Here is a 23,009-nt window from a genome sequence, read left to right as displayed (position 1 = left end):
CGGCGCGCCCGCCGTCCGCCCGGGCGAGGGTGCCCGCGCGGACCCGCCCACCGCCCCGGGGCGTCGCCCCGCCGGCGTAGGCGGGGGCTGCCCCCTTCCCGGCCCCCGCGCAAACCGGGGGGCGCCGCCCGCGAGCCCGCGCGCCTCAAGCGCCGGGGGGAGGGTGGGGCCTTGACGGCACGAACACAATCCAGCCCCGCCGGCGTTTGAGGCGCGGGGTCTGGGGCGGAGCCCCGGAGCGGCCGAGGTCCAGCCCTGGAGCCGGGGCCCGGGCGGAGCCCGGCAAGGCCACCCTGCGCGTAGGCGCCGCCTAAAGGTTGAGCCGCCCCGACTCAGCTCTGTTGACGCCAGCGCAGCGTTACGGCATCCTTGAGCCTGTTCCACTCAAGTCAGCTGGAGGAATCAAAATGGCTCGTGCGGTCGGCATCGACCTGGGCACCACCAACTCCGTCGTCAGCGTTCTCGAAGGCGGCGAGCCCACCGTCATCACCAACGCCGAGGGCGCCAGGACCACGCCGTCCGTCGTCGCCTTCGCCAAGAACGGCGAGGTCCTCGTCGGCGAGGTCGCCAAGCGCCAGGCGGTCACGAACGTCGACCGCACCATCCGGTCGGTCAAGCGCCACATGGGCACCGACTGGAAGATCGGCCTGGACGGCAAGGACTTCAACCCGCAGCAGATGAGCGCCTTCATCCTGCAGAAGCTGAAGCGCGACGCCGAGGCCTACCTGGGCGAGAAGGTCACCGACGCGGTCATCACCGTCCCGGCGTACTTCAACGACTCCGAGCGGCAGGCGACGAAGGAAGCCGGCGAGATCGCCGGTCTCAACGTCCTGCGCATCGTCAACGAGCCGACCGCCGCCGCCCTGGCGTACGGTCTCGACAAGGACGACCAGACCATTCTCGTCTTCGACCTCGGTGGCGGCACCTTCGACGTGTCCCTCCTGGAGATCGGCGACGGCGTCGTCGAGGTGAAGGCCACCAACGGTGACAACCACCTCGGTGGTGACGACTGGGACCAGCGTGTCGTCGACTACCTGGTGAAGCAGTTCGTGAGCGGCCACGGCGTGGACCTGTCCAAGGACAAGATGGCCCTGCAGCGTCTGCGCGAGGCCGCCGAGAAGGCCAAGATCGAGCTGTCCTCCTCCACGGAGACCACGATCAACCTGCCCTACATCACGGCGTCCGCCGAGGGCCCGCTGCACCTGGACGAGAAGCTCACGCGCGCCCAGTTCCAGCAGCTGACGGCCGACCTGCTCGACCGCTGCAAGACCCCGTTCCACAACGTCATCAAGGACGCGGGCATCTCGCTGGGCGAGATCGACCACGTCGTCCTGGTCGGCGGCTCCACCCGTATGCCCGCCGTCGCCGAGCTCGTCAAGGAGCTGACCGGCGGCAAGGAGGCCAACAAGGGTGTGAACCCGGACGAGGTCGTCGCCATCGGCGCCACGCTCCAGGCCGGTGTCCTCAAGGGTGAGGTCAAGGACGTCCTGCTCCTCGACGTGACCCCGCTGTCCCTCGGCATCGAGACCAAGGGCGGCATCATGACCAAGCTCATCGAGCGCAACACGACCATCCCGACCAAGCGGTCGGAGATCTTCACGACGGCCGAGGACAACCAGCCGTCGGTGCAGATCCAGGTCTACCAGGGCGAGCGCGAGATCGCGGCGTACAACAAGAAGCTCGGCATGTTCGAGCTGACGGGCCTGCCGCCGGCCCCGCGCGGCGTGCCGCAGATCGAGGTCTCCTTCGACATCGACGCCAACGGCATCATGCACGTGACCGCGAAGGACCTCGGCACGGGCAAGGAGCAGAAGATGACCGTCACCGGCGGCTCTTCGCTCGGCAAGGACGAGGTCGACCGGATGCGCCAGGAGGCCGAGCAGTACGCGGAGGAGGACCAGCGCCGCCGCGAGGCCGCCGAGACCCGCAACCAGGCCGAGCAGCTCGTCTACCAGACGGAGAAGTTCCTCAAGGACAACGAGGACAAGGTCCCGGCCGACGTCAAGGCCGAGGTCGAGACCTCCCTCACCGAGCTGAAGGACAAGCTCAAGGGCGAGGACACCGCCGAGATCCGCACCGCCACCGAGAAGGTCGCGGCCGTCTCCCAGAAGCTGGGCCAGGCGATCTACGCCGACGCGCAGGCCGCCCAGGGCGCCGCTGCCGCCGGTGACGCGGGTGCCAAGGCCGCCGACGACGACGTCGTCGACGCCGAGATCGTCGACGAGGACAAGCCGAAGGGCGGCGCTGCCTGATGTCGGAGGAGACCCCGGGCTTCGAGGAGAAGCCCGACGTCCCCGCCGACGGCACGCCCGACGAGCCGAAGGCCGCCGACTCCGCCGACCAGGCGGGGGAGGCGGCCCCGGCCGGGGACGCAGCACAGTCCACCGGACAGGATGTGGCCCTGCTGGCGCAGCTGGACCAGGCCCGTACGGCGCTCGCCGAGCGCACCGCGGACCTCCAGCGGCTCCAGGCGGAGTACCAGAACTACCGCCGTCGGGTGGAACGGGACCGGGTCACGGTCAAGGAGATCGCCGTGGCGAGCCTCCTGACCGAGCTGCTCCCGACCCTCGACGACATCGGCCGCGCCCGCGAGCACGGCGAGCTGGTCGGCGGCTTCAAGTCGGTGGCCGAGTCGCTGGAGACGGTCGCCGCGAAGATGGGCCTGCAGCAGTTCGGCAAGGAGGGCGAGCCCTTCGACCCGACGGTGCACGAGGCCCTGATGCACTCGTACGCGCCCGACGTCACCGAGACGACGTGCGTGGCGATCCTTCAGCCGGGGTACCGGATCGGCGAGCGTACGATCCGTCCCGCGCGGGTCGCGGTGGCCGAGCCCCAGCCGGGCGCGGCGCCGAAGGCCGAGGACGCCGGCGATGCGGAGACCGATGGCCCCGACAAGGGCTGAGGTCGTCGCAGGAAACGTCGTCGTAGGAAACGCTTTCGCAGGAAGCGATGAAGGCAGGAAGGCCCGGGAGGAGGGACACCGAGGGTGAGCACGAAGGACTTCGTCGAGAAGGACTACTACAAGGTCCTCGGTGTCCCGAAGGACGCCACCGAGGCCGAGATCAAGAAGGCGTACCGGAAGCTCGCCCGCGAGTTCCACCCGGACGCCAACAAGGGTGACGCGTCCGCGGAGGAGCGCTTCAAGGAGATCTCCGAGGCGAACGACGTCCTCGGCGACCCCAAGAAGCGCAAGGAGTACGACGAGGCGCGGGCGCTGTTCGGCAACGGCGGCTTCCGACGGGGTCCGGGCGCCGGCGGCTCGTTCAACTTCGACCTGGGCGACCTCTTCGGAGGCGCCCAGGGCGGGGCCGGGACCGGGGCCGGCGGCTTCGGCGGCGGCCTCGGGGACGTCTTCGGCGGACTGTTCAACCGCGGCGGTGCCGGTGCGGGGACCCGTACCCAGCCCCGCCGCGGCCAGGACATCGAGTCCGAGGTCACCCTGTCCTTCACGGAGGCCGTGGACGGCGCGACGGTGCCGCTGCGGATGTCCTCCCAGGCCCCGTGCAAGGCCTGCAACGGCACCGGCGACAAGAACGGCACCCCCCGGGTGTGCCCGACCTGCGTCGGCACCGGGCAGGTCTCGCGCGGCAGCGGCGGCGGCTTCTCGCTCACCGACCCCTGCGCGGACTGCAAGGGCCGCGGCCTGATCGCCGAGGACCCCTGCGACGTCTGCAAGGGCAGCGGGCGCGCCCGCTCCTCGCGGACCATGCAGGTGCGCATCCCCGCGGGCGTCTCCGACGGCCAGCGGATCCGGCTGCGCGGCAAGGGCGCGCCGGGCGAGCGCGGCGGTCCGGCCGGCGACCTGTACGTCGTGGTGCACGTGGACGCGCATCCGGTGTTCGGCCGCCGCGACGACAACCTGACCGTCACCGTCCCGGTCACCTTCGCCGAGGCGGCCCTGGGCGCCGAGATCAGGGTCCCGACCCTGGGTGGCCCCCCGGTCACGCTCAAGCTCCCGCCGGGCACCCCGGGCGGGCGCACGATGCGGGCCCGCGGCAAGGGCGCCGTCCGCAAGGACGGCACGCGCGGGGACCTGCTGGTGACCGTCGAGGTGGCCGTGCCGACCGAGCTGTCGGACGAAGCCCGCAAGGCCCTGGAGACCTTCCGCGACGCGACCTCCGAGGAGGACCCGCGTGCCACCCTGTTCGAGTCCGCGAAGGGAGCATGACATGGACGGCCGCCGCCGACAGTCCCGCTTTGGTCAGGGGGGCTACCAGCTCACCGACGACTCGCCGGTGTACGTGATCTCGGTGGCCGCCCAGCTCTCGGGGCTGCATCCGCAGACCCTCCGCCAGTACGACCGGCTGGGCCTGGTCTCGCCGGACCGCACGGCCGGCCGCGGCCGGCGCTACTCGGCCCGGGACATCGAGCTGCTCCGTACGGTGCAGCAGCTGTCCCAGGACGAGGGCATCAACCTGGCGGGCATCAAGCGGATCATCGAACTGGAGAACCAGGTCGCCGCGCTCCAGCAGCGGGTGGCCGAACTCTCCGCCGCGGTGGACGGCGCGGCCGCGGCCATGCAGCAGCGCGAGGCCCAGGTGCACGCCTCGTACCGGCGCGACCTGGTGCCGTACCAGCCGCCGCAGCAGAGCGCGCTGGTGGTGTGGCGCCCCAAGCGCCCGCAGGACTGAGCACCGCCTGCGCAGACCCCGTCCCGGGCCCCCGGGGCGGGGTCTGCGCGCGTGCGGGCTCCGCTCGGTGTGCGCCAAGTGTGCGGGCTCCGCTCGGTGTGCGGGCCCTGCTCGGTGGTCGGGCTCCGCTCAGTGGTCGGTGCTGCCGAGGATGCCCGACTGGGCTATGAGGAAGCCGAGTTGGGCGCGGCTGCCGCTGCCCAGGGTGTTGGCGAGCTTGGCGATGTGCGCCCGGCAGGTCCGTACGTTCATGCCGAGCCGGCGGGCGATGGCCTCGTCCACGTGCCCCTCGACGAGGAGTTGGGCGATGGAGCGCTGGACGCCGGAGATGCCGTCCGGGGTGGGGGTGTAGGGGACTTCTTCGCGCAACGGCACGGCGCGGCGCCACAGTTGCTCGAAGACCTTGATGAGGTAGTCCACCAGGCCCGGGTGGCGCAGTTCCAGGGCGACCCGGCGGTCGTCGCTGGCGGGGATGAAGGCCACGGTCCGGTCGAAGATGATGAGCCGCTCGATGAGCTCCTCCAGCGTGCGGATCTCGACCTTCCCGGCGGAGATGCGGTCCACGTAGGCGAGCGTGCCCTGGCTGTGCCGGACCGTGTGCTGGTAGAGCGTGCGGATGCTGACCCCGCGGTCGATCAGCGGGGCGTCCCGCTCCAGTGCCTGGGTGAGGGCGAGCGACGGGCGGGGGCCGCCCGGCTGTACCGTCAAGACCTCGGTATGGCATTCGGCCGTGGCGAGGTTGAGCGCGGCGTTGATCCGGTCGAATCCTTCCAGCACGGTGATGGCGTGGGTGTTCGACGGGCTCTGTGCGCTGATGGCGAGGAACGGCTCGAAAGCGTCGGTCAGATCTACAGCGGTCCGCCGCCGGTCCTGGATCTCCCGTTCAATCGGGTGCAGCCGTTGCGCCAATGCCACGGACGGGGGAACCGGGCGGAGTTGGTTCGCGTCGTCAGGGTCGGGATGCAGTAGGGCGAATTCGAGCAGGCAGGGAGCATTCAGGACCTCGGTTCGGGCGATTCGCCCCGTACTGAGTGCTGCTGCGTAGAGCCGTGACCCGTCCTCGCACAGGGACGTCACAGGGTGGGGATGTGTCGGGTTTGTGTCGTTTCTGGGCAAATCTCCACCCCCCAGGGTCCTGAACATGCAAGAACATGATGCATCGTCCCTGTGGCATTGACGTGCCCGAATGAGCCATCGTCTGACACGCGGGGGAGAGGATTCCATCAAGTGAGGACGAAGCCGACCATGTACAAGAGAATGCTTCGCTCGGCGCTTGCCGTTGTTTTCTCCGCCGTTGCGGTATTCGGGGCAGTGGGCGCGTTCGGTGCGGATTCCGGAAGGGCGCTGGCCGAGGTCGACACCGGCTGGACCAGTGAGCCGGCCGGCAAGAGCGACACCGGGTGGACCTCGACCACCGGGGCGGTGGCGTGATGACCCCCGACGACCGCGATTTCCGGCGCGAGATGGCCTCGGCCTACCGGTCCGGGTGGCAGTTCATCGACCTCGTCACGGCCATCCCCCACCCTGGCGATTCGTTGATGGTCACCCTGTTCGGCCAGCCGATCGTCGTCGTGCGCGAGGAGGACGAGGACGTCCGCGCGTACCGGTGCCTGCGCCGCCCCCGCGGCGCGCCGCAGCCCGTCCGCTGCGAGGTCCGCTACGGCATGGTTTTCGTCAACCTCGATCAGCGCGACCACCAGCTCTTCGAGCCCGATATCACCACCGCCACCCCCCGCAGTGCCTGACGCGATCCCCCCGTCGTTGCAGATCGCCCAGGCGCTTCCCCCACACAACGGCGCCATCGTGGACCTGAACACGATGGCGCCGTTGTGCTTGCGCCGTCCAGTACGTGAATCGGACGTTCGTGAGCCGGGGACGTCCGCGAGCCGGGACGCTCGTGAGCCGGGGCGTTCGCGAGCCGGGACCTCCGCGGGCCGGATGTTCGTGAATCCGGCAGCCGGCCGGTCCCTCAGGCGCGCCCCATCGCGCGGTCCAGCGCGATCTCGATGACCACCCGGTCCGGGTTCGGCGAGGGCATGCGCCCGTAGCGCTCCGCGTAGCGCGCCACCGCGTCCGCGACCGCCGCCTCGTCCGTGCGGACCACGGCGCGCCCCTCCAAGGTGGCCCAGCGCCGTCCCTCCATCTGGCACACCGCGACCCGCGCCCCGCCCGGCTGTGCGGCCAGGACGTTGCGGACCTTCTTGCTGTTCTTGTTGCTGATCACCCGCGCCAGCCCGGCCCCGGGGTCGTACGTCACGCCCACCGGCACCATGTGCGGCGTGCCGTCGGGGCGCGGGGTGGTCAGCGTGCAGACGTGCCGCTCCCGCCAGAAGGCGAGGTAATCGGGCGTCGGGTTGAGTACGTCGTGGGACATGCGCCGAAGCGTACGCGGTGGACTACTGCAACCGACCTTGAGTGGAATAGACTCAACTTTGTGCACGTTGACCGTGTCAGTATCTGTACGGAGACGGAGAGGAGAAGCCGCACGTGGACGCCGAGCTGACCAACAAGAGCCGGGACGCACTGAACGCCGCCACCAGCAGGGCCGTGAAGGACGGGCACCCGGACCTGACCCCGGCCCACCTGCTGCTGGCCCTGCTCACCGGCCAGGACAACGAGAACATCATCGACCTGCTGGCCGCCGTCGAGGCCGACCAGGCCGCCGTACGCACCGGTGCCGAGCGCATCCTCGCCGGCCTGCCCAGCGTCACCGGGTCCACGGTGTCGCCGCCGCAGCCCAGCCGGGACCTGCTCGCCGTGCTCGCCGAGGCCGACGGCCAGGCCGGGAAGCTCGGCGACGAGTACCTGTCCACCGAGCACCTCCTCATCGCGACCGCCGCCAAGGGCGGCGCCGCCGGTGAGCTCCTGTCGCAGCAGGGCGCGACCGCCCGCAAGCTGCTCGACGCCTTCCAGAACGCGCGAGGAGGACGGCGGGTGACCACCCCCGACCCGGAGGGCCAGTACAAGGCCCTGGAGAAGTTCGGCACCGACTTCACGGCCGCCGCCCGCGAGGGCAAGCTCGACCCGGTCATCGGCCGGGACCAGGAGATCCGGCGCGTGGTGCAGGTGCTGTCCCGCCGGACGAAGAACAACCCGGTGCTGATCGGCGAGCCCGGCGTCGGCAAGACGGCCGTCGTGGAGGGCTTGGCCCAGCGCATCGTCAAGGGCGACGTCCCCGAGTCGCTGCGCAACAAGCGGCTGGTCGCCCTCGACCTCGGCGCGATGGTCGCGGGCGCGAAGTACCGTGGCGAGTTCGAGGAGCGGCTGAAGACCGTCCTGGCCGAGATCAAGGACAGCGACGGGCAGATCATCACCTTCATCGACGAGCTGCACACCGTCGTCGGCGCGGGCGCCGGCGGCGACTCCGCCATGGACGCGGGCAACATGCTCAAGCCGATGCTGGCCCGCGGCGAGCTGCGGATGGTCGGCGCGACCACCCTGGACGAGTACCGCGAGCGGATCGAGAAGGACCCGGCGCTGGAGCGGCGCTTCCAGCAGGTGCTGGTCGCCGAGCCGAGCGTCGAGGACACCGTGGCCATCCTGCGCGGGCTCAAGGGGCGCTACGAGGCCCACCACAAGGTGCAGATCAACGACAGCGCGCTGGTCGCCGCGGCCACCCTGTCCGACCGCTACATCACCTCCCGCTTCCTGCCCGACAAGGCCATCGACCTCGTCGACGAGGCCGCCTCCCGGCTCCGGATGGAGATCGACTCCTCGCCCGTGGAGATCGACGAGCTCCAGCGCGCCGTGGACCGGCTGCGGATGGAGGAGCTGGCGCTGAAGAACGAGTCCGACCCGGCCTCCCGCGAGCGCCTGGAGAAGCTGCGCAAGGACCTCGCCGACAAGGAGGAGGACCTGCGCGGGCTCACCGCGCGCTGGGAGAAGGAGAAGCAGTCCCTCAACCGGGTCGGCGAGCTCAAGGAGCGGCTGGACGACCTGCGCGGGCAGGCGGACCGGGCCCAGCGCGACGGCGACTTCGACACCGCCTCCAAGCTGCTCTACGGGGAGATCCCGGCGCTGGAGCGCGAGCTGGCGGCGGCCACGGCGGCCGAGGAGGAGGCCGCGGCCGCCGGCCCGGCGAAGAACACCATGGTCAAGGACGAGGTCGGCCCCGATGACATCGCGGACGTGGTCGGCGCCTGGACCGGCATCCCGGCCGGCCGGCTGCTGGAGGGCGAGACCCAGAAGCTGCTGCGTATGGAGCAGGAGCTGGGCCGCCGGCTGATCGGCCAGGGCGAGGCCGTCCGCGCCGTCTCCGACGCCGTACGCCGCACCCGGGCCGGGATCGCCGACCCGGACCGGCCGACGGGCTCGTTCCTCTTCCTCGGCCCGACCGGCGTGGGCAAGACCGAGCTGGCCAAGGCGCTGGCGGACTTCCTCTTCGACGACGAGCGGGCGATGGTCCGCATCGACATGTCGGAGTACGGCGAGAAGCACTCGGTGGCCCGGCTGGTCGGCGCCCCGCCCGGATACGTGGGCTACGAGGAGGGCGGCCAGTTGACCGAGGCGGTGCGCCGGCGCCCGTACAGCGTGGTCCTGCTGGACGAGGTGGAGAAGGCCCACCCGGAGGTCTTCGACATCCTGCTCCAGGTCCTCGACGACGGCCGGCTCACCGACGGGCAGGGCCGCACGGTGGACTTCCGCAACACCATCCTGATTCTGACCTCGAACCTGGGAGGTCAGTTCCTGATGGACCCGGTGACCAGCGAGGAGCGCAAGAAGGAGCAGGTCCTGGAGGTCGTCCGCGCGTCCTTCAAGCCGGAGTTCCTCAACCGCCTGGACGACCTGGTCGTGTTCTCCGCGCTGACCGGGGAGGAGCTTGGCCGGATCGCCGAGCTGCAGATCGGCCGGCTGGCCGAGCGGCTGGCCCAGCGCCGGCTCACCCTGGAGGTCACGCCCGAGGCGCTGGCCTGGCTCGCCGACAAGGGCAACGACCCCGCGTACGGCGCCCGCCCGCTGCGCCGCCTGATCCAGACGGCGGTCGGCGACCGGCTGGCCAAGGAGATCCTGGCCGGCGAGGTCCGCGACGGCGACACCGTACGGGTGGACGTGGCCGGCGAGGACCTGCTGGTCGGCAAGGCCCTGTAACGCCGGGGCCGCCACGGCGGGGCCTCCACGGCGGGGGCCTCCACGCGGGGGTGACGCACCGGGTCCGCACGGAACGGTGCGTCACCCTGCGTCACCGTGCGCCGCTGCGGCCGTGATCTGTCCGCCTGCAGCGGATCGCCGGGTGCGGGGGTTGCCACCAGGTGGGCGCGATGGGGGAGGATGGCAGCATCCGCACGAAGGGAAAAACACGGTGAGCATCGACCCGGCCTCGATTCCGAACTTCGGGGGCAAGCCCGAACCGCAGGCCTCAGGACCGGCGGGCCCCGTCGTCCCCGACCAGGATCTGGTCAAGCAGCTGCTGGAGCAGATGGAGCTCAAGTACGTCGTCGACGACGAGGGTGACCTCGCGGCGCCGTGGGAGGAGTTCCGTACGTACTTCATGTTCCGCGGCGAGGCGGAGCAGCAGGTCTTCTCGGTGCGGACGTTCTACGACCGGCCGCACAAGATCGAGGAGAAGCAGCAGCTCCTGGAGTCCATCGACGACTGGAACCGCCGCACGCTCTGGCCGAAGGTCTACACCCACACCCACGACGACGGCTCCGTCCGCCTGATCGGTGAGGCGCAGATGCTGATCGGCACCGGCGTCTCCCTGGAGCACTTCGTGTCCTCCACGGTCAGCTGGGTCCGCGCCTCCATCGAGTTCGACAAGTGGCTCCTGGAGCAGCTCGGCCTGGAGCAGGAGCTGGACGGCGACAAGGGCGAGGACGAGGGCGACTCCGAGGAGTAGCCCCCGCCACACACCACACCACGACCCGTACGACGGAGCACACGGCGCACCATCCGCGCCGTGTGCTCCGTCGTGTCGCACCGGCACCTCTCCGGTGGCGGGTACGCCGCTCAGCGCGCGAGCCGGCCCAGCCGGGCCACGGCCTCCTCCAAGACGTCGACGCGCTTGCAGAAGGCCCAGCGGACGTGGGTGCGGCCCGCCTCCTTGTCGTCGTAGAAGACGGCGTTGGGGATGGCCACGACGCCGCAGCGCTCCGGCAGGGAGCGGCAGAAGGCGATGCCGTCGCTCTCGCCGAGCGGGGCGATGTCAGTGGTGACGAAGTAGGTCCCCGCCGGCAGGAAGACCTCGAAGCCGGCCGCCTCCAGGCCCGCCGCGAGCAGGTCGCGCCGGGCGCGCAGGCCCTCGCGGAAGGCCGCGAAGTAGCTGTCGGGCAGGGCGAGCGCCTCGGCGACGGCGTACTGGAACGGTCCCGAGGAGACGTACGTCAGGAACTGCTTGGCCGAGCGCACCGCCGAGACCAGCGCCGGCGGGGCGGTCACCCAGCCGACCTTCCAGCCGGTGAAGGAGAAGGTCTTGCCGGCGGAGGAGATGGTCACCGTCCGCTCCCGCATGCCCGGCAGGGAGGCGAGCGGGATGTGCGCGCCGGCGAAGACGAGGTGTTCGTAGACCTCGTCCGTGACCACCAGCAGGTCCCGTTCCACCGCCAGCTCCGCGACGGCGGCCAGCTCGGCCGCGCCGAGGACGGTGCCGGTCGGGTTGTGCGGTGTGTTCAGCAGCAGCAGCCGGGTGCGCGGGGTGACGGCGGCGCGCAACTCGTCGAGGTCGAGAGCGAAGGCCCCGTCGCGCGGGCGGAGCGTGACCGGTACGCGGGTGGCGCCGGCCATCGCGATGCAGGCGGCGTAGGAGTCGTAGAACGGCTCCAGTGCGATGACCTCGTCCCCCGGCTCCAGCAGGGCGAGGAGGGCGGCGGCGATGGCCTCCGTGGCGCCGGCCGTGACCAGGACCTCGGTGTCGGGGTCGTAGGAGAGGCCGTAGAAGCGCTCCTGGTGCGCGGCGACCGCCCGGCGCAGCTCCGGGACGCCCGGGCCCGGCGGGTACTGGTTGCCGCGGCCGTCGCGGATCGCGCGGGCGGCCGCCTCGGCGATCTCGGCGGGGCCGTCGGTGTCGGGGAAGCCCTGGCCCAGGTTGATGGAGCCGGTGGCCGTGGCCAGCGCCGACATCTCCGCGAAGATCGTCGTACCGAAGGCGGCGAGACGGCGGTTGAGGAAGGGGCGGCTGCCGCCCGCGGATGCGCTCATGGGCGCCATCCTGGGGGGAACCTCTGGACTTGCTCAAGTGTGCTTTGGGCCGCGACCGGCCAGGGCATCCCCCCTTCACGCGGGACGGGGGATCCCGCACCTCGGGGGACCGGGGCGTTCTGGGAAGGCGGTGAAGACGTGGCTGTGACCGTGATCGTGGCCGTCGTACTTCTGCTGGTCGGTTTCGTGGTGCTCGTCTCGCGCGCGGGTTCGAGCCGGTCGCACGGCTCGCGCCGCTCGTCCTCCTCTTCCTCCTCCGGGTGGGCGGGGGACGGCGGGTCGTCCTGCGGTTCCTCTTCCTCCTCGTGCGGCTCCTCGTCCTCGTCGTGCGGCGGCGGAGGAGGAGGCGGGGGCTGCGGGGGCGGCAGCTGACCAGGGGCGGCCGGCGTCGTACGCCGGCCCGGCCCGGCCCGGCCCGGGCGCCCGGCGGCCGCAAGTCCCGCCGGGCGCCCGCCCGTTGGCATGTGCCGTGAGCAGGCTCGTGACGTGCGCTGTTGAACACGTGAACTGTGTAGCCCCCGGGGGGATGTAAACCCTTGCAAGTTGGGTAAAAACGCTGTGAGCGCCGTGCCATTCATGATTCCCTCGGTTGAGTAGACCAGTCCTCGGACCTCCCTGGACTTCTCCCCCGGCTGCCGCTGGGGGCGCCCCCAGCGGACCCGAGCCGGTGACCCCCACGTCACGTACGCCGACGGGGCCCGGCCCCTCTCCCTCGCGCGTTTGCGGAGCCGACTCATGCTCACGACCCTCCAGACCACCTACACCGACACGCGTGCCGCCGACCTCGCCTGGGCCCTGGGCCGTGACCGGCTGCCCGCCCTGGCCGTCCTGCACCTCGAACTGGAGAGTGCCAAGGTGGAGTTGCGCCTGCTCGGGGCCTCCCACCAGGTGCTGCTGGACGAAGGGGAGGTGCACTGTTCGGAAACGGTCGCCTGCATGCCCGGCAGCAGCACCCCGCTGCCGCTGGGGGTGGCCAAGCGGGTGGGCGACTGGGAGTACGAGTTCGCCGCGCGGGTCGAGACCCTCTCGCGGGGGTCGTTCGCCGGCCGGGCGCAGGAACTGCTGGCGCTGGTCGCGGATCACCCGAACGGACTCGCCGGCACCTTTCCGGGCAGCCCGCACGCCTTCACCGCGATGCTGGCCCAGCGGCACGAGGGCCAGGTGCGGTGGCGCACCTGGCACGCGTACCCCCAGGAGAGTCAACTCGTCGCGACCCGCACCCGGGTCGGCGTACGGATGACGGCGGCGCTGTAGCCGGCGGCGCGACGAGCGTGCGCACGCAGGAGTGCGATCGTTTCTGCGGCGCCGCCGCCATTACTCCAACCTGGTGAAACGGTGCACCACTTGCACCCATGTGGGTGACTCGGTGCGAGCGGGCAGTGACGTACGGTTCGCTGCATGATCGACCGTTCCGCCCCCCGCGGCGTGCTCCCGGCTCCGCAGCCGCGGGGCGCGGCGACCGTCCCGGCCGCCCTGCCCGTACGGCCCCGGACCGGCCGACTGCTCGTCCTGGCCACCGTGTTCGTCTGCGCCGCGTGCGGGCTCGTGTACGAACTGGAGCTGCTCGCCCTCGCCTCGTACCTCATCGGGGACTCCGTCACCCAGTCCTCCGTCGTGCTGTCCGTGATGGTCTTCGCCATGGGGGTCGGTTCGCTGCTCGCCAAACGGCTGCGCGGCCGTCCGGCGGTCGGCTTCGCCCTCGTGGAGGCCGCTCTCGCCCTGCTGGGCGGGCTGTCGGCGACCGCGCTGTATGCCAGCTTCGCCTGGCTGGGCGAGTCGCGGCCGGCGCTGGTGGCCTTCTCCTTCGCCATCGGGGTGCTGATCGGGGCGGAGATCCCGCTGCTGATGACGCTGATCCAGCGGGTGCGCCGGCAGGACGCGGGCGGCGCCGTCGCCGACCTGTTCGCGGCGGACTACGTCGGGGCGCTGGTCGGGGGGCTGGCCTTTCCGTTCCTGCTGCTGCCGCTGCTCGGCCAGCTCACCGGGGCGATGCTGACCGGCGCGGTCAACGCGGCCGTCGGCGGGGCGCTCGTGCTGTGGCTGTTCCGGCGGGACCTGGGCCGGCGGGCCCGCTGGCTGCTGCCCGCCGCCAACCTCGCCGTGCTGGCGGTGCTCGCCTCGGCGACGCTGCTGGCCGACGACTTCGAGCGGGTCGCCCGGCGCGCGGTGTACGGCGGGGAGGTGCGGGTCGCCGTGCAGACCGGGATACAGGAGCTCGTCGTCACGGGCCCGCGGACCGGCTCGCCGCGCTCGCTCGACCTGTACCTCGACGGGCGGCTCAGGGTCAGCGGCTACGACGAGTACCGCTACCACGAGGCCCTGGTGCACCCCGCGATGTCCGGGCAGCACCAGCGGGTGATGGTGCTGGGCGGCGGGGACGGGCTGGCCGCCCGCGAGGTGCTGCGCCACCCCGACGTGGCCCGGGTGACCGTGGTCGAGCTCGACCCGGGGGTGGTGCGGCTGGCCCGTACCGACCCGATGCTGTCGGCGCTCAACGCGGGGGTGTTCGGCGACCCACGCGTCGAGGTGGTCGTCGCGGACGCCTTCGGCTGGCTGCGCGGCATGCCGCCCCGGCAGTTCGACGTGATCGTCTCGGACCTGCCGGACCCGGGGATCACCCCCAGCACGAAGCTGTACTCGCAGGAGTTCTACGGGCTCGCCGCGCGGTCGCTGCGGCCCGGCGGGCGGCTGGCGGTGCACGCCGGGCCGCTGCTCACGCGGCCGCACACGTTCTGGACGGTGGAGGCCACGCTGCGCGCGGCGGGGCTGCGGACGACCCCGTACAGCACGGGCGGCCGGCTGACCGGCTTCGCGGCGGGCCCGGACCGTACGCCCGCCGGCTCCGACGCACCGCCGCAGGACTGGGGCTTCGTGCTGGCCGCCGCCGAGAGGCGGCCTGACCTGCGCGTCGATCCCGACACGCCCACCCTGCGCTCGCTGTCCACGGGCACCCTGCGCGAGGCGGCGCGCGAGGCCGAGCGGCTGCGGGTGAACGGGCTGCCGCCGTCGACGCTGCCGCATCCGCGGTACACCGCGTTCTGACCGTGCCGCAGTGCCGCAGTGCTGCGGTGCCGCAGTGCTGCAGTGCCGCAGTGCCGCGTCCTGCGGATTCCGGGGCGAACGGTGGGTGCGGGACCGGGTGCGGGAGGGGCTCTCGTCGGTAGGCTCGGCTGCATGGAGCATCAGGTGTTCGTGCCGGTCCCCGTCGACAACCTCCGCGCCGTGCTGCGTGACCCCGCGCGACTGGCCCGATGCGTGCCCGGGCTCCAGCGCGACGCCGACGAGGGGGCCGGGCCGCTGGCCGGGCGGCTCCGGCTGCGGGTGGGCGGGCACACCGTGACCTACCGGGGGGCACTGGCCGTCGCCGAGCCGTCCCCCGACGTGTTCGAGGTGACCGGCGAGGGGGCGGAGGCCCGGGGCACGGGCACCGTGAAGCTGCTGCTGTCGGTCCGGCTGGCCGACGCGGACGGCGGGACCCGGCTGGAGTTCACCGGCACGGGCAGCGCCGACGGGCGCGCCGCCGCCTTCGACCCGGAGGCCACCGCCACCGTGGTGCGCCGCCTGCTGGACCGGGCGGCCGGCCACCTCGCCTCCGCGGCGGCCGCCGAGCCGGGCGGCGGGACCGCTGCGGGCGCCGCTGCCGGCGAGGTGGACGAGGAGGACCTGACCGGCCTCGGCGAGGACGCGCTGGACGAGGTCGACCTCGACGAGGACCTCGACGTGGAGGGCCTGCACAACGCCATCGTCGACAGGGACGACTTCGAGGGCGAGGACTTCGACGCCGACGGGATCGACACGGACGGGATCGGCGGCGAAGGGATCGACGGCGAGGGGATCGACGGCGAGGGGATCGACGGCGAGGGGATCGATGTCGACGCGTCCGACGTCGACGGGTCCGACGCCGACCGGCTCGTCGGTGAAGGTCGCGAGGGGGCCGAAGGGGCCGAGGGGACCGAGGGCGCTTCCGTCTTCGGGACGGAGGTGCCGCCGTCCTCGCTCGACCCCTTCATGGAGGGCGACTTCGGCGACTTCGGGGCCGGGCCCCGGCCGCCCGCCGAGGCGGCCCACGCCCGGCGCACCATGATCGGCCGCAGCGCCGAGGAGGTCGACCACGCGCCGCCGCGCGGCCGGTACGCCCCGGTGCCCGCGCCCGACATGTCGGCACCGGGGGTGAACCTGCGCTGGCTGGCCCCCGCCGCCGCGCTCGCCATCGCCTCCGCCGTCGTCGTCGGCCGCGTGCTGCGCCGCCGCCGCTGACGCACCGGACGGTCCGGGCGGCCGTAGGGTCGGACGCATGAGTACGCAACTGAGCGCCGGCGGCGCCGAACTGACCGTCGACCAGGACAACGGCTGCCGGATCAGCAGTCTGCGGATCGACGGGACCGAGCTGCTGCGCCAGGGTGCGCACTTCGGCGCCTTCCCGATGGTCCCCTGGTGCGGGCGGATGGCCGACGGCCGCTTCCAGGACGGCGGGGTCGTGCACCAGATGCCGCTCAACCACCCGCCGCACGCCCTGCACGGCTTCGCCCGTGACGCCCCGTGGAAGCGGGCCGTCGCGGGGCCGACGGAGGCCGCCTTCACCTACGACCTCACCGAGCCGTGGCCCTACCCGGGCCGGGTCACCCAGACCTTCGCGCTCACCGAGGACTCGGTGACCCTCGCCCTGGGGATCGAGACGTACGGCGACAGCTTCCCGGCGCAGGCCGGCTGGCACCCCTGGTTCCTGCGCAACCTCGGCCGCGGCGAGGACGCGGTGATCGGCTTCGAGCCCGCGTGGCAGGAGGAGCGGGGGGCCGACCACCTGCCCACCGGACGCCGGATCGACCCGCTGCCCGGCCCCTGGGACGACTGCTTCGGCATGCCGTACGGGGTGGACGTCACGCTGACCTGGCCCGGTGCCCTGGAGGTCAGGATCACCAGCCGGGCCCAGTGGGTCGTCGTCTACGACGAGCAGCCCGAGGCCGTGTGCGTGGAGCCGCAGACCGGTCCGCCGAACGGGCTGAACACCGCTCCGCGCCTGGTCACCCCCGTCGACCCGCTGGAGGTCACGACCACGTGGACCTGGCGACGGCTCTAAGCTCATGGCATGAGTGACGTACGTGGTGAGCTTCTGCAGCAGATCAAGGACAAGGCCGTCGTGCACGGCAAGGTGATCCTCTCCTCCGGCCGGGAGGCCGACTACTACATCGACCTCCGCCGGGTCACCCTGGACGGCGTGGCGGCTCCGCTGGTCGGCCAGGTCATGCTCGACCTCACCGCCGAGCTCGACTTCGACTGCGTCGGCGGCCTGACGCTGGGCGCCGACCCGGTGGCGACCGCCATGCTGCACGCCTCCGCCGCGCGCGGGCAGCGCCTGGACGCCTTCGTCGTGCGCAAGGCGCAGAAGGCCCACGGCATGCAGCGCCGGATCGAGGGCACCGACGTCAAGGGCCGTCGCTGCCTGGTGGTCGAGGACACCTCGACCACCGGTGGTTCGCCGCTGACGGCTGTCGAGGCGGTCCGGGAGGCCGGCGGCGAGGTCGTGGCCGTCGCCACGATCGTGGACCGCGGCGCCGCCGGCGCCATCGCGGAGGCCGGCCTGGACTACCTCACGGGCTACCAGCTGGCGGACCTCGACCTCGCCTGAGGTTCTGACCTGCGCTTTTCCGACCAGGCGGGGTGTTTCACGTGAAACACCCCGTCCCGGTCCGGAGTGACGGGTTCCACCGCACTGGTGGAGTGCCGCGCGAAGTCTGGAAAGATGGGCGCGACGACGATGTCGCACCCAGGTCAGGGCCAGCAATAAGCACACCACCCGCACATCACAAGGAGCGGACAGATGCCCATCGCAACCCCCGAGGTCTACAACGAGATGCTCGACCGGGCGAAGGCAGGCAAGTTCGCCTACCCGGCCATCAACGTGACCTCGTCCCAGACCCTGCACGCTGCGCTGCGCGGCTTCGCGGAGGCCGAGAGCGACGGCATCATCCAGATCTCCACCGGTGGTGCCGAGTTCCTGGGCGGCCAGTACAGCAAGGACATGGTCACGGGCGCGGTCGCCCTGGCCGAGTTCGCGCACATCGTCGCCGCCAAGTACGACATCACGGTCGCGCTGCACACCGACCACTGCCCGAAGGACAAGCTGGACGGCTATGTCCGTCCGCTGCTCGACATCTCCGCCGAGCGCGTCAAGGCCGGTCGCAACCCGCTCTTCCAGTCGCACATGTGGGACGGCTCCGCCGAGACCCTGGCCGACAACCTGGCCATCGGCCAGGAGCTCCTCGCCAAGGCCGCCGCCGCCAAGATCATCCTTGAGGTCGAGATCACCCCGACCGGCGGCGAGGAGGACGGCGTCAGCCACGAGATCAACGACGAGCTGTACACCACCGTCGAGGACGCGATCCGCACCGCCGAGGCCCTGGGCCTGGGCGAGAAGGGCCGCTACCTGCTGGCCGCCTCGTTCGGCAACGTGCACGGCGTCTACAAGCCGGGCAACGTCGTCCTGCGTCCGGAGCTGCTGAAGGACCTGCAGCAGGGCGTGGGCGAGAAGTACGGCAAGTCCAGCCCGTTCGACTTCGTCTTCCACGGCGGCTCCGGCTCCACCGAGCAGGAGATCGCCACCGCGCTGGAGAACGGCGTCGTGAAGATGAACCTTGACACCGACACCCAGTACGCCTTCACCCGCCCCGTGGCGGACCACATGCTGAAGAACTACGACGGCGTGCTGAAGGTCGACGGCGAGGTCGGCAAGAAGTCCACCTACGACCCGCGCACCTGGGGCAAGCTGGCCGAGGCGAGCATGGCCAAGCGCGTCACCGAGGCCTGCGCCAACCTGCGCTCCACCGGCACCAAGCTGAAGTAACACCCCGCGCAGCGCAGGAAGGCCCTGCCCGTGGTCCTCGGGACCGCGGGCAGGGCCTTCCGCTGTCCCAGGGGGAACGCGTGTCCCAGGGGGGACGCGCTCAGGCGGTCATGCCGAAGGGCATCGCCGCCACCCGGGCCGTGCCCACGGTCGCGGCGAACACCTCGTTGCCCTCCTGGGTGCCGGTGACCTGGATGGCGGTCTCCCCAGCCCGCTGGGCGTGGATCCAGAGCGGCGAGCCGAACTCCGCGTACCGCTCGTAGCTGCTGACCACCGAGACCGGCATCACCCCCGGAGCGGGGGTCAGCGCCACCGCGGCCTGGCGGGCGGCCTCCAGCAGCACCATGCCGGGCAGGTGGTCGCCGGGGTGGTCGAAGAGCACCGGGTGCCGGGTGTCGTAGCGCAGCTGCCAGGTGACGCCGGTCCCGCGCTGCGGGGCGGCGGCCAGCACCACGTCGAACGGCGACCAGCGGCCGACCTGCGCGGGCTGGAGCGGGGCCGGCGGCAGCGAGGGCACCGGGCTGCGGCCGTGCTGGTCGCCGCGCAGCCGCCGGTAGACCGCCGGGGAGGCCACGTTGTAACCGACCTTGGCCGTCGCGAGCACGCTCTCGCCCTGGCGCATCACCACGGCGTACTGCAGGGCCTGGAGCTGGCTGCCCCGGCGGCGGATGTCGGTGCAGGTGACGTCGAGGTCGACGTCGGCCGGGGCGTCGCCTATGGCGAGCTGGTCGGAGCAGGTCGTGTAGTCGAGGGCCCACAGCAGGAACTGGTGGCCCAGGGGCACGCCGAACGCCTGGTGGGCGACGTAGGAGCCGACCTGCCGGATGGTCTCGCACAGCAGCATCGGGTCGTAGTGGGTTCCCGCGATCGGAGCGAAGAAGCTGTGCCCGCGCGGGAGTTGCGCCGTCACGTGGAAGCGGTCCTCGGCGGGCCGGCACATCCCGGTCAGGAACACCTCCGCGACGGCGGCGCGGTGGACGAGCTCGCGGGGCACGGTGCTGGTGAGACCGACTTCGCCGTGCTCCGCGCTGACGCAGCCACGGTCGTCCGGGTGCAGGGTGGCGCCGAGGCCGTCCGCCGGTTCCAGGATCGTGATCATGAAGTCCCTCGAGTTCGTGGCTGAAAAGTCATGCGAGCCAGCCGGCACGAAGTACGTACTTCTGGGTCTGATTGACAAGCAGAGAATTACATGATGATCACGGTTTGTGGAGACCTCAAGTGACAGATTCCACAGCGCCGCGACTTGCGGAATCGAGCATTCCACCCTCATTTCTGCTGGCTGACGTGCAGAGGTGGGCATTCCGTCACGCTGTGTCCCCATTCCCTACCTCAGGAAGTCCCGAGCAGCCATTCCGGTATCTTTTCTTCGGCGAACGCCACGTACTGGGGGGTATTTTTCGGGCGGCCCGCGCCGTGCGCGTGGCTGTAAGTGATCGGCAGGCTCCCGTTGCCCGGGAGGCCGCCGACGGCGGGCGGGAACCGCCTGATCACCTCCTGGGGGCGCCGGGCCACACTTGACGACCCACCCGGACCACTCAAGGGGAGAACCATGGCAGAACAGCGACTGCTCGACGGCAAGGTCGCGCTGATCACCGGCGCCAGCAGCGGCATCGGCGCCGCCGCAGGACGGGTGTTCGCGCGCGAAGGCGCGCGGGTCGTCCTCGCGGCGCGCCGCGAGGACCGGCTGGCGGCACTGGCCGAGGAGCTGCGCGCCACGGGCGCGGAGGTCGAGTACGCCGTCACCGACGTGACCCGCGCCGAGGACACCGCGGCCGCCGTCGCGCTCGCGGTCGAGCGGTTCGGCCGGCTCGACTGCGCCTTCAACAACGCGGGGTGGGGCACCGGCCGGACCCCGCTGCACGAGATGGACGACGAGCTCTACGACCGGATCATGGACGTCAACCTCCGCGGCGTCTGGAACTGCCTGCGCGACGAGATCGGAGCCATGCTGAAGACCGGCGGCGGCACGATCGTCAACACCAGCAGCGTCGGCGGCATGCTCGCGACCCCGGTCGCCTCCCCGTACGTCGCCGCCAAGCACGCGGTGATCGGCCTGACCAAGGCCGCCGCGGCCGAGTACGCCGCCCAGGGCATACGCGTCAACGCGCTCGCCCCTGGGACCACGCGCACGGAGGTGGTCGAGGAGTGGTTCGCCGCCGTACCGGGCATGGAGGAGCAGCTGCACGCGGTCACGCCGCAGCCGCGCACGGCGGATCCCGAGGAGGTCGCCGAGGCGGCCGCCTGGCTCTGCAGCTCGCGGGCGTCTTTCGTCACAGGGGTGACGATGCCGGTGGACGGCGGCTTCACCATGGTGTGAAGCTGGGGGAAAGGTACGTACCCGGCGGCATGTATTTTGCCGACCGGTTGGGGGGCATGGAGAGGGACGCGAGACTGGTGAGGACTGAACGACCCCAGGCCAAGCAGGAGCGCGCCGTACGGACGCGCCAGGCGATCCTGGAGGCGGCGGCGATGGTCTTCGAGGACCGGGGTTACGACGCGGCGAAGCTGACCGACATCGTCAAGATCGCCAAGGTCACCAAGGGAGCGCTCTACTTCCACTTCGACTCGAAGGAAGACCTCGGGCAGGCGGTGATCGATGCGCAGCTCGGCATCGAGCCGTGGTACACCCCGCAGGAGTTCAAGTCGCAGGAGTTCGTCGACATCGGCATGATCTACTCCCACCGGCTCCAGCACGACGTCCTGCTGCGCGGCAGCGCGCGGCTGGCGCTGGACAACGTCGGCCGGAACCTCGACCGGGCCGGGCCCTACCAGAGCTGGATCGACCTGCACACGGAGCTGATGACGGAGGCCAAGGCGCGGGGCGAGCTGCTCTCGCACGTGGACCCGGCGCAGCCGTCGCGGCTCATCGTGGGGTCGTTCGCCGGTCTCAACCTGATGTCCCAGACGCTCGGGCTCAACCTCGACGAGGAGGTCTCGGCGCTCTACACGAGCGTGATGCCGAGTCTGGTCGTCGCGGCGGTCGCCATCCGCCTGGACACCGCGCCGGGACGCGGCGGCCGGGCGCTGCACGGGCCGCAGGGCCAGCACCTGTGCAAGTGCTCCCGCACCACGCAGCTGCCGGAGCGGGCAGAGGTGGCCTGAGCCGACCCGGAGGCCCCTGGCGCACCGCGGGCGTCCCCGAACCCCCCGCCCTCTTGCCGGGCGGGGGGTTCTGCCCTTCTCCGCTGCCTGGTTCCGCTGCCCGGTTCTGCTTCCCTGTTCCGCTTTGCCCCTCCCTGCCCCGGCTCCCGGCGCGCTGATGTGCAACGGGTTCGAAGTCACACGCCAATGGCATGTTCATCGGAAAAAACTTCCGGGTATCATTTTTAGGCAGGGGGCGGCTCAAACCCGCCCCTGGTCCGGCGTGCGCGGGGGAGGGTTTCTGTGGACATCGAGACGCTCGGGGGGCTCCGTGTCCTGGACGACGGCAAGGCCGTCGCCCCCGTGACGCCGCCGGCCCGTGAGGTCTCGTCCGCCCTGGGGGAGCGGGAGTTCGAGACCGTGGCCCGGCGCCCGCGAGCAGCGCCGAGGCCGATACGGGGCCGGCCTTCGACGGGGTCCGCGCCGGTCCCGGTCCGCGGTGGGGGCCGCGGACCGGGACCGGCCGGGTCCCGCGGAACCGCCCTGGACACCGGGGCCGCGTGAACGGCCCGAGCGGTGTGGCGTGTTGACCTACGTATTGACGCGGTCCGCCGGAAGCAGCAACATTCCGGCGGGTACGTTTCTCTCTTGATCCGAGGTGTACCCGACATGAGCAGTGGCGCGGCCATCCACGCCTCATCAGCAGCGAGCGACACGGGTTGGACCTGATCGGATGGCACGGAAGACACCGCTCGTCGCGGTCGTCCACGACGGACGGCAGGGCAGGGCCTCGCCGCAGGCGTTCGCGGCCCGCGACGGAGCCGCGGAGGCCGGCGCGCGCAGCGTGCTCGTCGGGGTGGAGAGCCTGGGTGAGCCGCAGTGGGCGCTGCTGCGCGCAGCCGGCGGCGTACTCCTGGGCGCCCGGCTCCCCGACGCGGCCGAGCACGGCGACTGGCTGGGCAAGCCGGCGGCCGGGTTCACCGACCCGTACGCCGACCCGTACGCGCGGCTGCGTGAACTGTGCTCCTTCGCCGAGCGGTTGGGCATGCACTGGATCGGCATGGACGTGCCGCCCTGGTGGCAGACGGACCACGCCACGGAGGCCTCGCTGGACTCGGTGCGCCTCCTCGGCGCCCGTGTCGCCCGGCTGACCCGCGCCCTGCTGGCGGAGAACGACCCCTCCGGCGTCGTGGCCGCGGCCGGGGCCTGTCCCGGACTCGCCGACGAGCCGCCGTGCCTCGCCCCGGCCGTCGCGGCCCGCGCCGTACCCGCGCTCTGGCGGCGCGGCTGAGGTGACGCACCGGCAGCGCCGCCCCGCGACC

The 23,009-nt window shown here is 71.7% G+C and carries 21 protein-coding genes; 17 read left to right on the top strand and 4 right to left on the bottom strand.

Annotated elements, in window-relative coordinates; genetic code table 11:
* Positions 1-407 precede the first annotated feature (407 nt).
* The 4 genes from dnaK (at position 408) to GPJ59_RS16380 (ending at position 4,631) form a co-directional block, all read left to right on the top strand.
* Positions 408-2,252: a molecular chaperone DnaK gene (dnaK, locus tag GPJ59_RS16395; protein WP_219667884.1), complete on the top strand. Its 1,845-nt coding sequence runs from the start codon at positions 408-410 to the stop codon at positions 2,250-2,252.
* Positions 2,252-2,902, top strand: coding sequence for a nucleotide exchange factor GrpE (grpE, locus tag GPJ59_RS16390; RefSeq protein ID WP_219667883.1), 651 nt, complete (start codon positions 2,252-2,254; stop codon positions 2,900-2,902). Before dnaK ends, grpE begins: the two co-directional genes overlap by 1 nt.
* 84 nt (positions 2,903-2,986) lie before the next feature.
* A complete protein-coding gene (gene dnaJ / locus GPJ59_RS16385) occupies positions 2,987-4,168 on the top strand; it encodes a molecular chaperone DnaJ (RefSeq protein WP_219667882.1) in 1,182 nt (393 codons plus the stop codon).
* Between the two features lies 1 nt (position 4,169).
* Positions 4,170-4,631 (top strand): heat shock protein transcriptional repressor HspR, encoded by a 462-nt coding sequence (locus GPJ59_RS16380; protein ID WP_219667881.1) that lies wholly within the window; start codon positions 4,170-4,172, stop codon positions 4,629-4,631.
* A 129-nt stretch (positions 4,632-4,760) separates the two neighbouring features.
* Here the strand turns inward: GPJ59_RS16380 and GPJ59_RS16375 are convergent, their stop codons facing one another.
* Complete coding sequence (locus GPJ59_RS16375) at positions 4,761-5,774, bottom strand: helix-turn-helix transcriptional regulator (protein ID WP_219667880.1); 1,014 nt, start codon at positions 5,772-5,774, stop codon at positions 4,761-4,763.
* Positions 5,775-5,858: 84 nt separating this feature from the next.
* Between GPJ59_RS16375 and GPJ59_RS16370 the strand changes: the two genes are divergently transcribed.
* Both GPJ59_RS16370 and GPJ59_RS16365 read left to right on the top strand, forming a co-directional pair.
* Complete coding sequence (locus GPJ59_RS16370) at positions 5,859-6,062, top strand: hypothetical protein (protein ID WP_219667879.1); 204 nt, start codon at positions 5,859-5,861, stop codon at positions 6,060-6,062.
* Positions 6,062-6,376 (top strand): (2Fe-2S)-binding protein, encoded by a 315-nt coding sequence (locus GPJ59_RS16365; protein WP_219667885.1) that lies wholly within the window; start codon positions 6,062-6,064, stop codon positions 6,374-6,376. Before GPJ59_RS16370 ends, GPJ59_RS16365 begins: the two co-directional genes overlap by 1 nt.
* 224 nt (positions 6,377-6,600) lie before the next feature.
* Here the strand turns inward: GPJ59_RS16365 and GPJ59_RS16360 are convergent, their stop codons facing one another.
* A complete protein-coding gene (locus GPJ59_RS16360; RefSeq protein WP_219667878.1) occupies positions 6,601-7,005 on the bottom strand; it encodes a pyridoxamine 5'-phosphate oxidase family protein in 405 nt (134 codons plus the stop codon).
* A 113-nt stretch (positions 7,006-7,118) separates the two neighbouring features.
* Between GPJ59_RS16360 and clpB the strand changes: the two genes are divergently transcribed.
* Positions 7,119-9,719, top strand: a complete 2,601-nt coding sequence (gene clpB / locus GPJ59_RS16355) for an ATP-dependent chaperone ClpB (RefSeq protein ID WP_219667877.1) — start codon at positions 7,119-7,121, stop codon at positions 9,717-9,719.
* 211 nt (positions 9,720-9,930) lie between these two features.
* The gene (locus GPJ59_RS16350) at positions 9,931-10,467 is read left to right on the top strand and encodes a YbjN domain-containing protein (RefSeq protein ID WP_219667876.1); all 537 of its coding nucleotides are present in this window, start codon (positions 9,931-9,933) and stop codon (positions 10,465-10,467) included.
* 110 nt (positions 10,468-10,577) lie between these two features.
* Here GPJ59_RS16350 and GPJ59_RS16345 read toward each other — a convergent pair whose 3' ends face one another.
* The gene (locus tag GPJ59_RS16345) at positions 10,578-11,774 is read right to left on the bottom strand and encodes a pyridoxal phosphate-dependent aminotransferase (protein ID WP_219667875.1); all 1,197 of its coding nucleotides are present in this window, start codon (positions 11,772-11,774) and stop codon (positions 10,578-10,580) included.
* Positions 11,775-12,500: 726 nt separating this feature from the next.
* Between GPJ59_RS16345 and GPJ59_RS16340 the strand changes: the two genes are divergently transcribed.
* From GPJ59_RS16340 to fbaA, 6 genes are all read left to right on the top strand, one after another.
* Positions 12,501-13,019: a DUF2617 family protein gene (locus GPJ59_RS16340; protein ID WP_219667874.1), complete on the top strand. Its 519-nt coding sequence runs from the start codon at positions 12,501-12,503 to the stop codon at positions 13,017-13,019.
* 144 nt (positions 13,020-13,163) lie between these two features.
* A complete protein-coding gene (locus GPJ59_RS16335; protein ID WP_219667873.1) occupies positions 13,164-14,807 on the top strand; it encodes a polyamine aminopropyltransferase in 1,644 nt (547 codons plus the stop codon).
* A gap of 132 nt (positions 14,808-14,939) precedes the next feature.
* Positions 14,940-16,022 carry an SRPBCC family protein gene (locus tag GPJ59_RS16330; RefSeq protein ID WP_219667872.1) on the top strand — a complete coding sequence of 361 codons (1,083 nt, stop codon included), beginning with the start codon at positions 14,940-14,942 and terminating at the stop codon, positions 16,020-16,022.
* Between the two features lie 37 nt (positions 16,023-16,059).
* Positions 16,060-16,842, top strand: a complete 783-nt coding sequence (locus tag GPJ59_RS16325) for an aldose epimerase family protein (protein WP_219667871.1) — start codon at positions 16,060-16,062, stop codon at positions 16,840-16,842.
* A 9-nt stretch (positions 16,843-16,851) separates the two neighbouring features.
* The gene (gene pyrE, locus GPJ59_RS16320) at positions 16,852-17,391 is read left to right on the top strand and encodes an orotate phosphoribosyltransferase (RefSeq protein ID WP_219667870.1); all 540 of its coding nucleotides are present in this window, start codon (positions 16,852-16,854) and stop codon (positions 17,389-17,391) included.
* Positions 17,392-17,583: 192 nt separating this feature from the next.
* Positions 17,584-18,606, top strand: coding sequence for a class II fructose-bisphosphate aldolase (fbaA, locus tag GPJ59_RS16315; protein WP_219667869.1), 1,023 nt, complete (start codon positions 17,584-17,586; stop codon positions 18,604-18,606).
* Positions 18,607-18,706: 100 nt separating this feature from the next.
* Here fbaA and GPJ59_RS16310 read toward each other — a convergent pair whose 3' ends face one another.
* Positions 18,707-19,705, bottom strand: a complete 999-nt coding sequence (locus GPJ59_RS16310; protein WP_219667868.1) for a ScbA/BarX family gamma-butyrolactone biosynthesis protein — start codon at positions 19,703-19,705, stop codon at positions 18,707-18,709.
* Positions 19,706-20,155: 450 nt separating this feature from the next.
* Between GPJ59_RS16310 and GPJ59_RS16305 the strand changes: the two genes are divergently transcribed.
* The 3 genes from GPJ59_RS16305 to GPJ59_RS16295 all read left to right on the top strand — a co-directional run bounded on the left by GPJ59_RS16305 (position 20,156) and on the right by GPJ59_RS16295 (position 22,978).
* Positions 20,156-20,923, top strand: coding sequence for an SDR family NAD(P)-dependent oxidoreductase (locus tag GPJ59_RS16305; protein ID WP_219667867.1), 768 nt, complete (start codon positions 20,156-20,158; stop codon positions 20,921-20,923).
* A 77-nt stretch (positions 20,924-21,000) separates the two neighbouring features.
* The gene (locus GPJ59_RS16300) at positions 21,001-21,708 is read left to right on the top strand and encodes a ScbR family autoregulator-binding transcription factor (RefSeq protein ID WP_308120327.1); all 708 of its coding nucleotides are present in this window, start codon (positions 21,001-21,003) and stop codon (positions 21,706-21,708) included.
* 712 nt (positions 21,709-22,420) lie between these two features.
* Positions 22,421-22,978, top strand: coding sequence for a hypothetical protein (locus tag GPJ59_RS16295; RefSeq protein WP_219667865.1), 558 nt, complete (start codon positions 22,421-22,423; stop codon positions 22,976-22,978).
* Positions 22,979-23,009 lie beyond the last annotated feature (31 nt).

Source organism: Streptomyces bambusae (assembly GCF_019400985.1).
GTDB lineage: Bacteria > Actinomycetota > Actinomycetes > Streptomycetales > Streptomycetaceae > Streptomyces > Streptomyces bambusae_A.
This window is presented reverse-complemented; position numbering and strand designations above follow the sequence as displayed.

Bases quoted from the DNA above. Each gene is read 5' to 3' on its own strand.
- dnaK (WP_219667884.1), top strand. From the start codon at position 408: ATGGCTCGTGCGGTCGGCATCGACCTGGGCACCACCAACTCCGTCGTC.
- GPJ59_RS16305 (WP_219667867.1), top strand. From the start codon at position 20,156: ATGGCAGAACAGCGACTGCTCGACGGCAAGGTCGCGCTGATCACCGGC.
- GPJ59_RS16340 (WP_219667874.1), top strand. From the start codon at position 12,501: ATGCTCACGACCCTCCAGACCACCTACACCGACACGCGTGCCGCCGAC.
- GPJ59_RS16335 (WP_219667873.1), top strand. From the start codon at position 13,164: ATGATCGACCGTTCCGCCCCCCGCGGCGTGCTCCCGGCTCCGCAGCCG.
- GPJ59_RS16330 (WP_219667872.1), top strand. From the start codon at position 14,940: ATGGAGCATCAGGTGTTCGTGCCGGTCCCCGTCGACAACCTCCGCGCC.
- GPJ59_RS16345 (WP_219667875.1), bottom strand. From the start codon at position 11,774: ATGGCGCCCATGAGCGCATCCGCGGGCGGCAGCCGCCCCTTCCTCAAC.
- GPJ59_RS16295 (WP_219667865.1), top strand. From the start codon at position 22,421: ATGGCACGGAAGACACCGCTCGTCGCGGTCGTCCACGACGGACGGCAG.
- GPJ59_RS16375 (WP_219667880.1), bottom strand. From the start codon at position 5,774: ATGTTCAGGACCCTGGGGGGTGGAGATTTGCCCAGAAACGACACAAAC.
- GPJ59_RS16365 (WP_219667885.1), top strand. From the start codon at position 6,062: ATGACCCCCGACGACCGCGATTTCCGGCGCGAGATGGCCTCGGCCTAC.
- GPJ59_RS16360 (WP_219667878.1), bottom strand. From the start codon at position 7,005: ATGTCCCACGACGTACTCAACCCGACGCCCGATTACCTCGCCTTCTGG.
- fbaA (WP_219667869.1), top strand. From the start codon at position 17,584: ATGCCCATCGCAACCCCCGAGGTCTACAACGAGATGCTCGACCGGGCG.
- GPJ59_RS16380 (WP_219667881.1), top strand. From the start codon at position 4,170: ATGGACGGCCGCCGCCGACAGTCCCGCTTTGGTCAGGGGGGCTACCAG.
- GPJ59_RS16310 (WP_219667868.1), bottom strand. From the start codon at position 19,705: ATGATCACGATCCTGGAACCGGCGGACGGCCTCGGCGCCACCCTGCAC.
- GPJ59_RS16325 (WP_219667871.1), top strand. From the start codon at position 16,060: ATGAGTACGCAACTGAGCGCCGGCGGCGCCGAACTGACCGTCGACCAG.
- grpE (WP_219667883.1), top strand. From the start codon at position 2,252: ATGTCGGAGGAGACCCCGGGCTTCGAGGAGAAGCCCGACGTCCCCGCC.
- pyrE (WP_219667870.1), top strand. From the start codon at position 16,852: ATGAGTGACGTACGTGGTGAGCTTCTGCAGCAGATCAAGGACAAGGCC.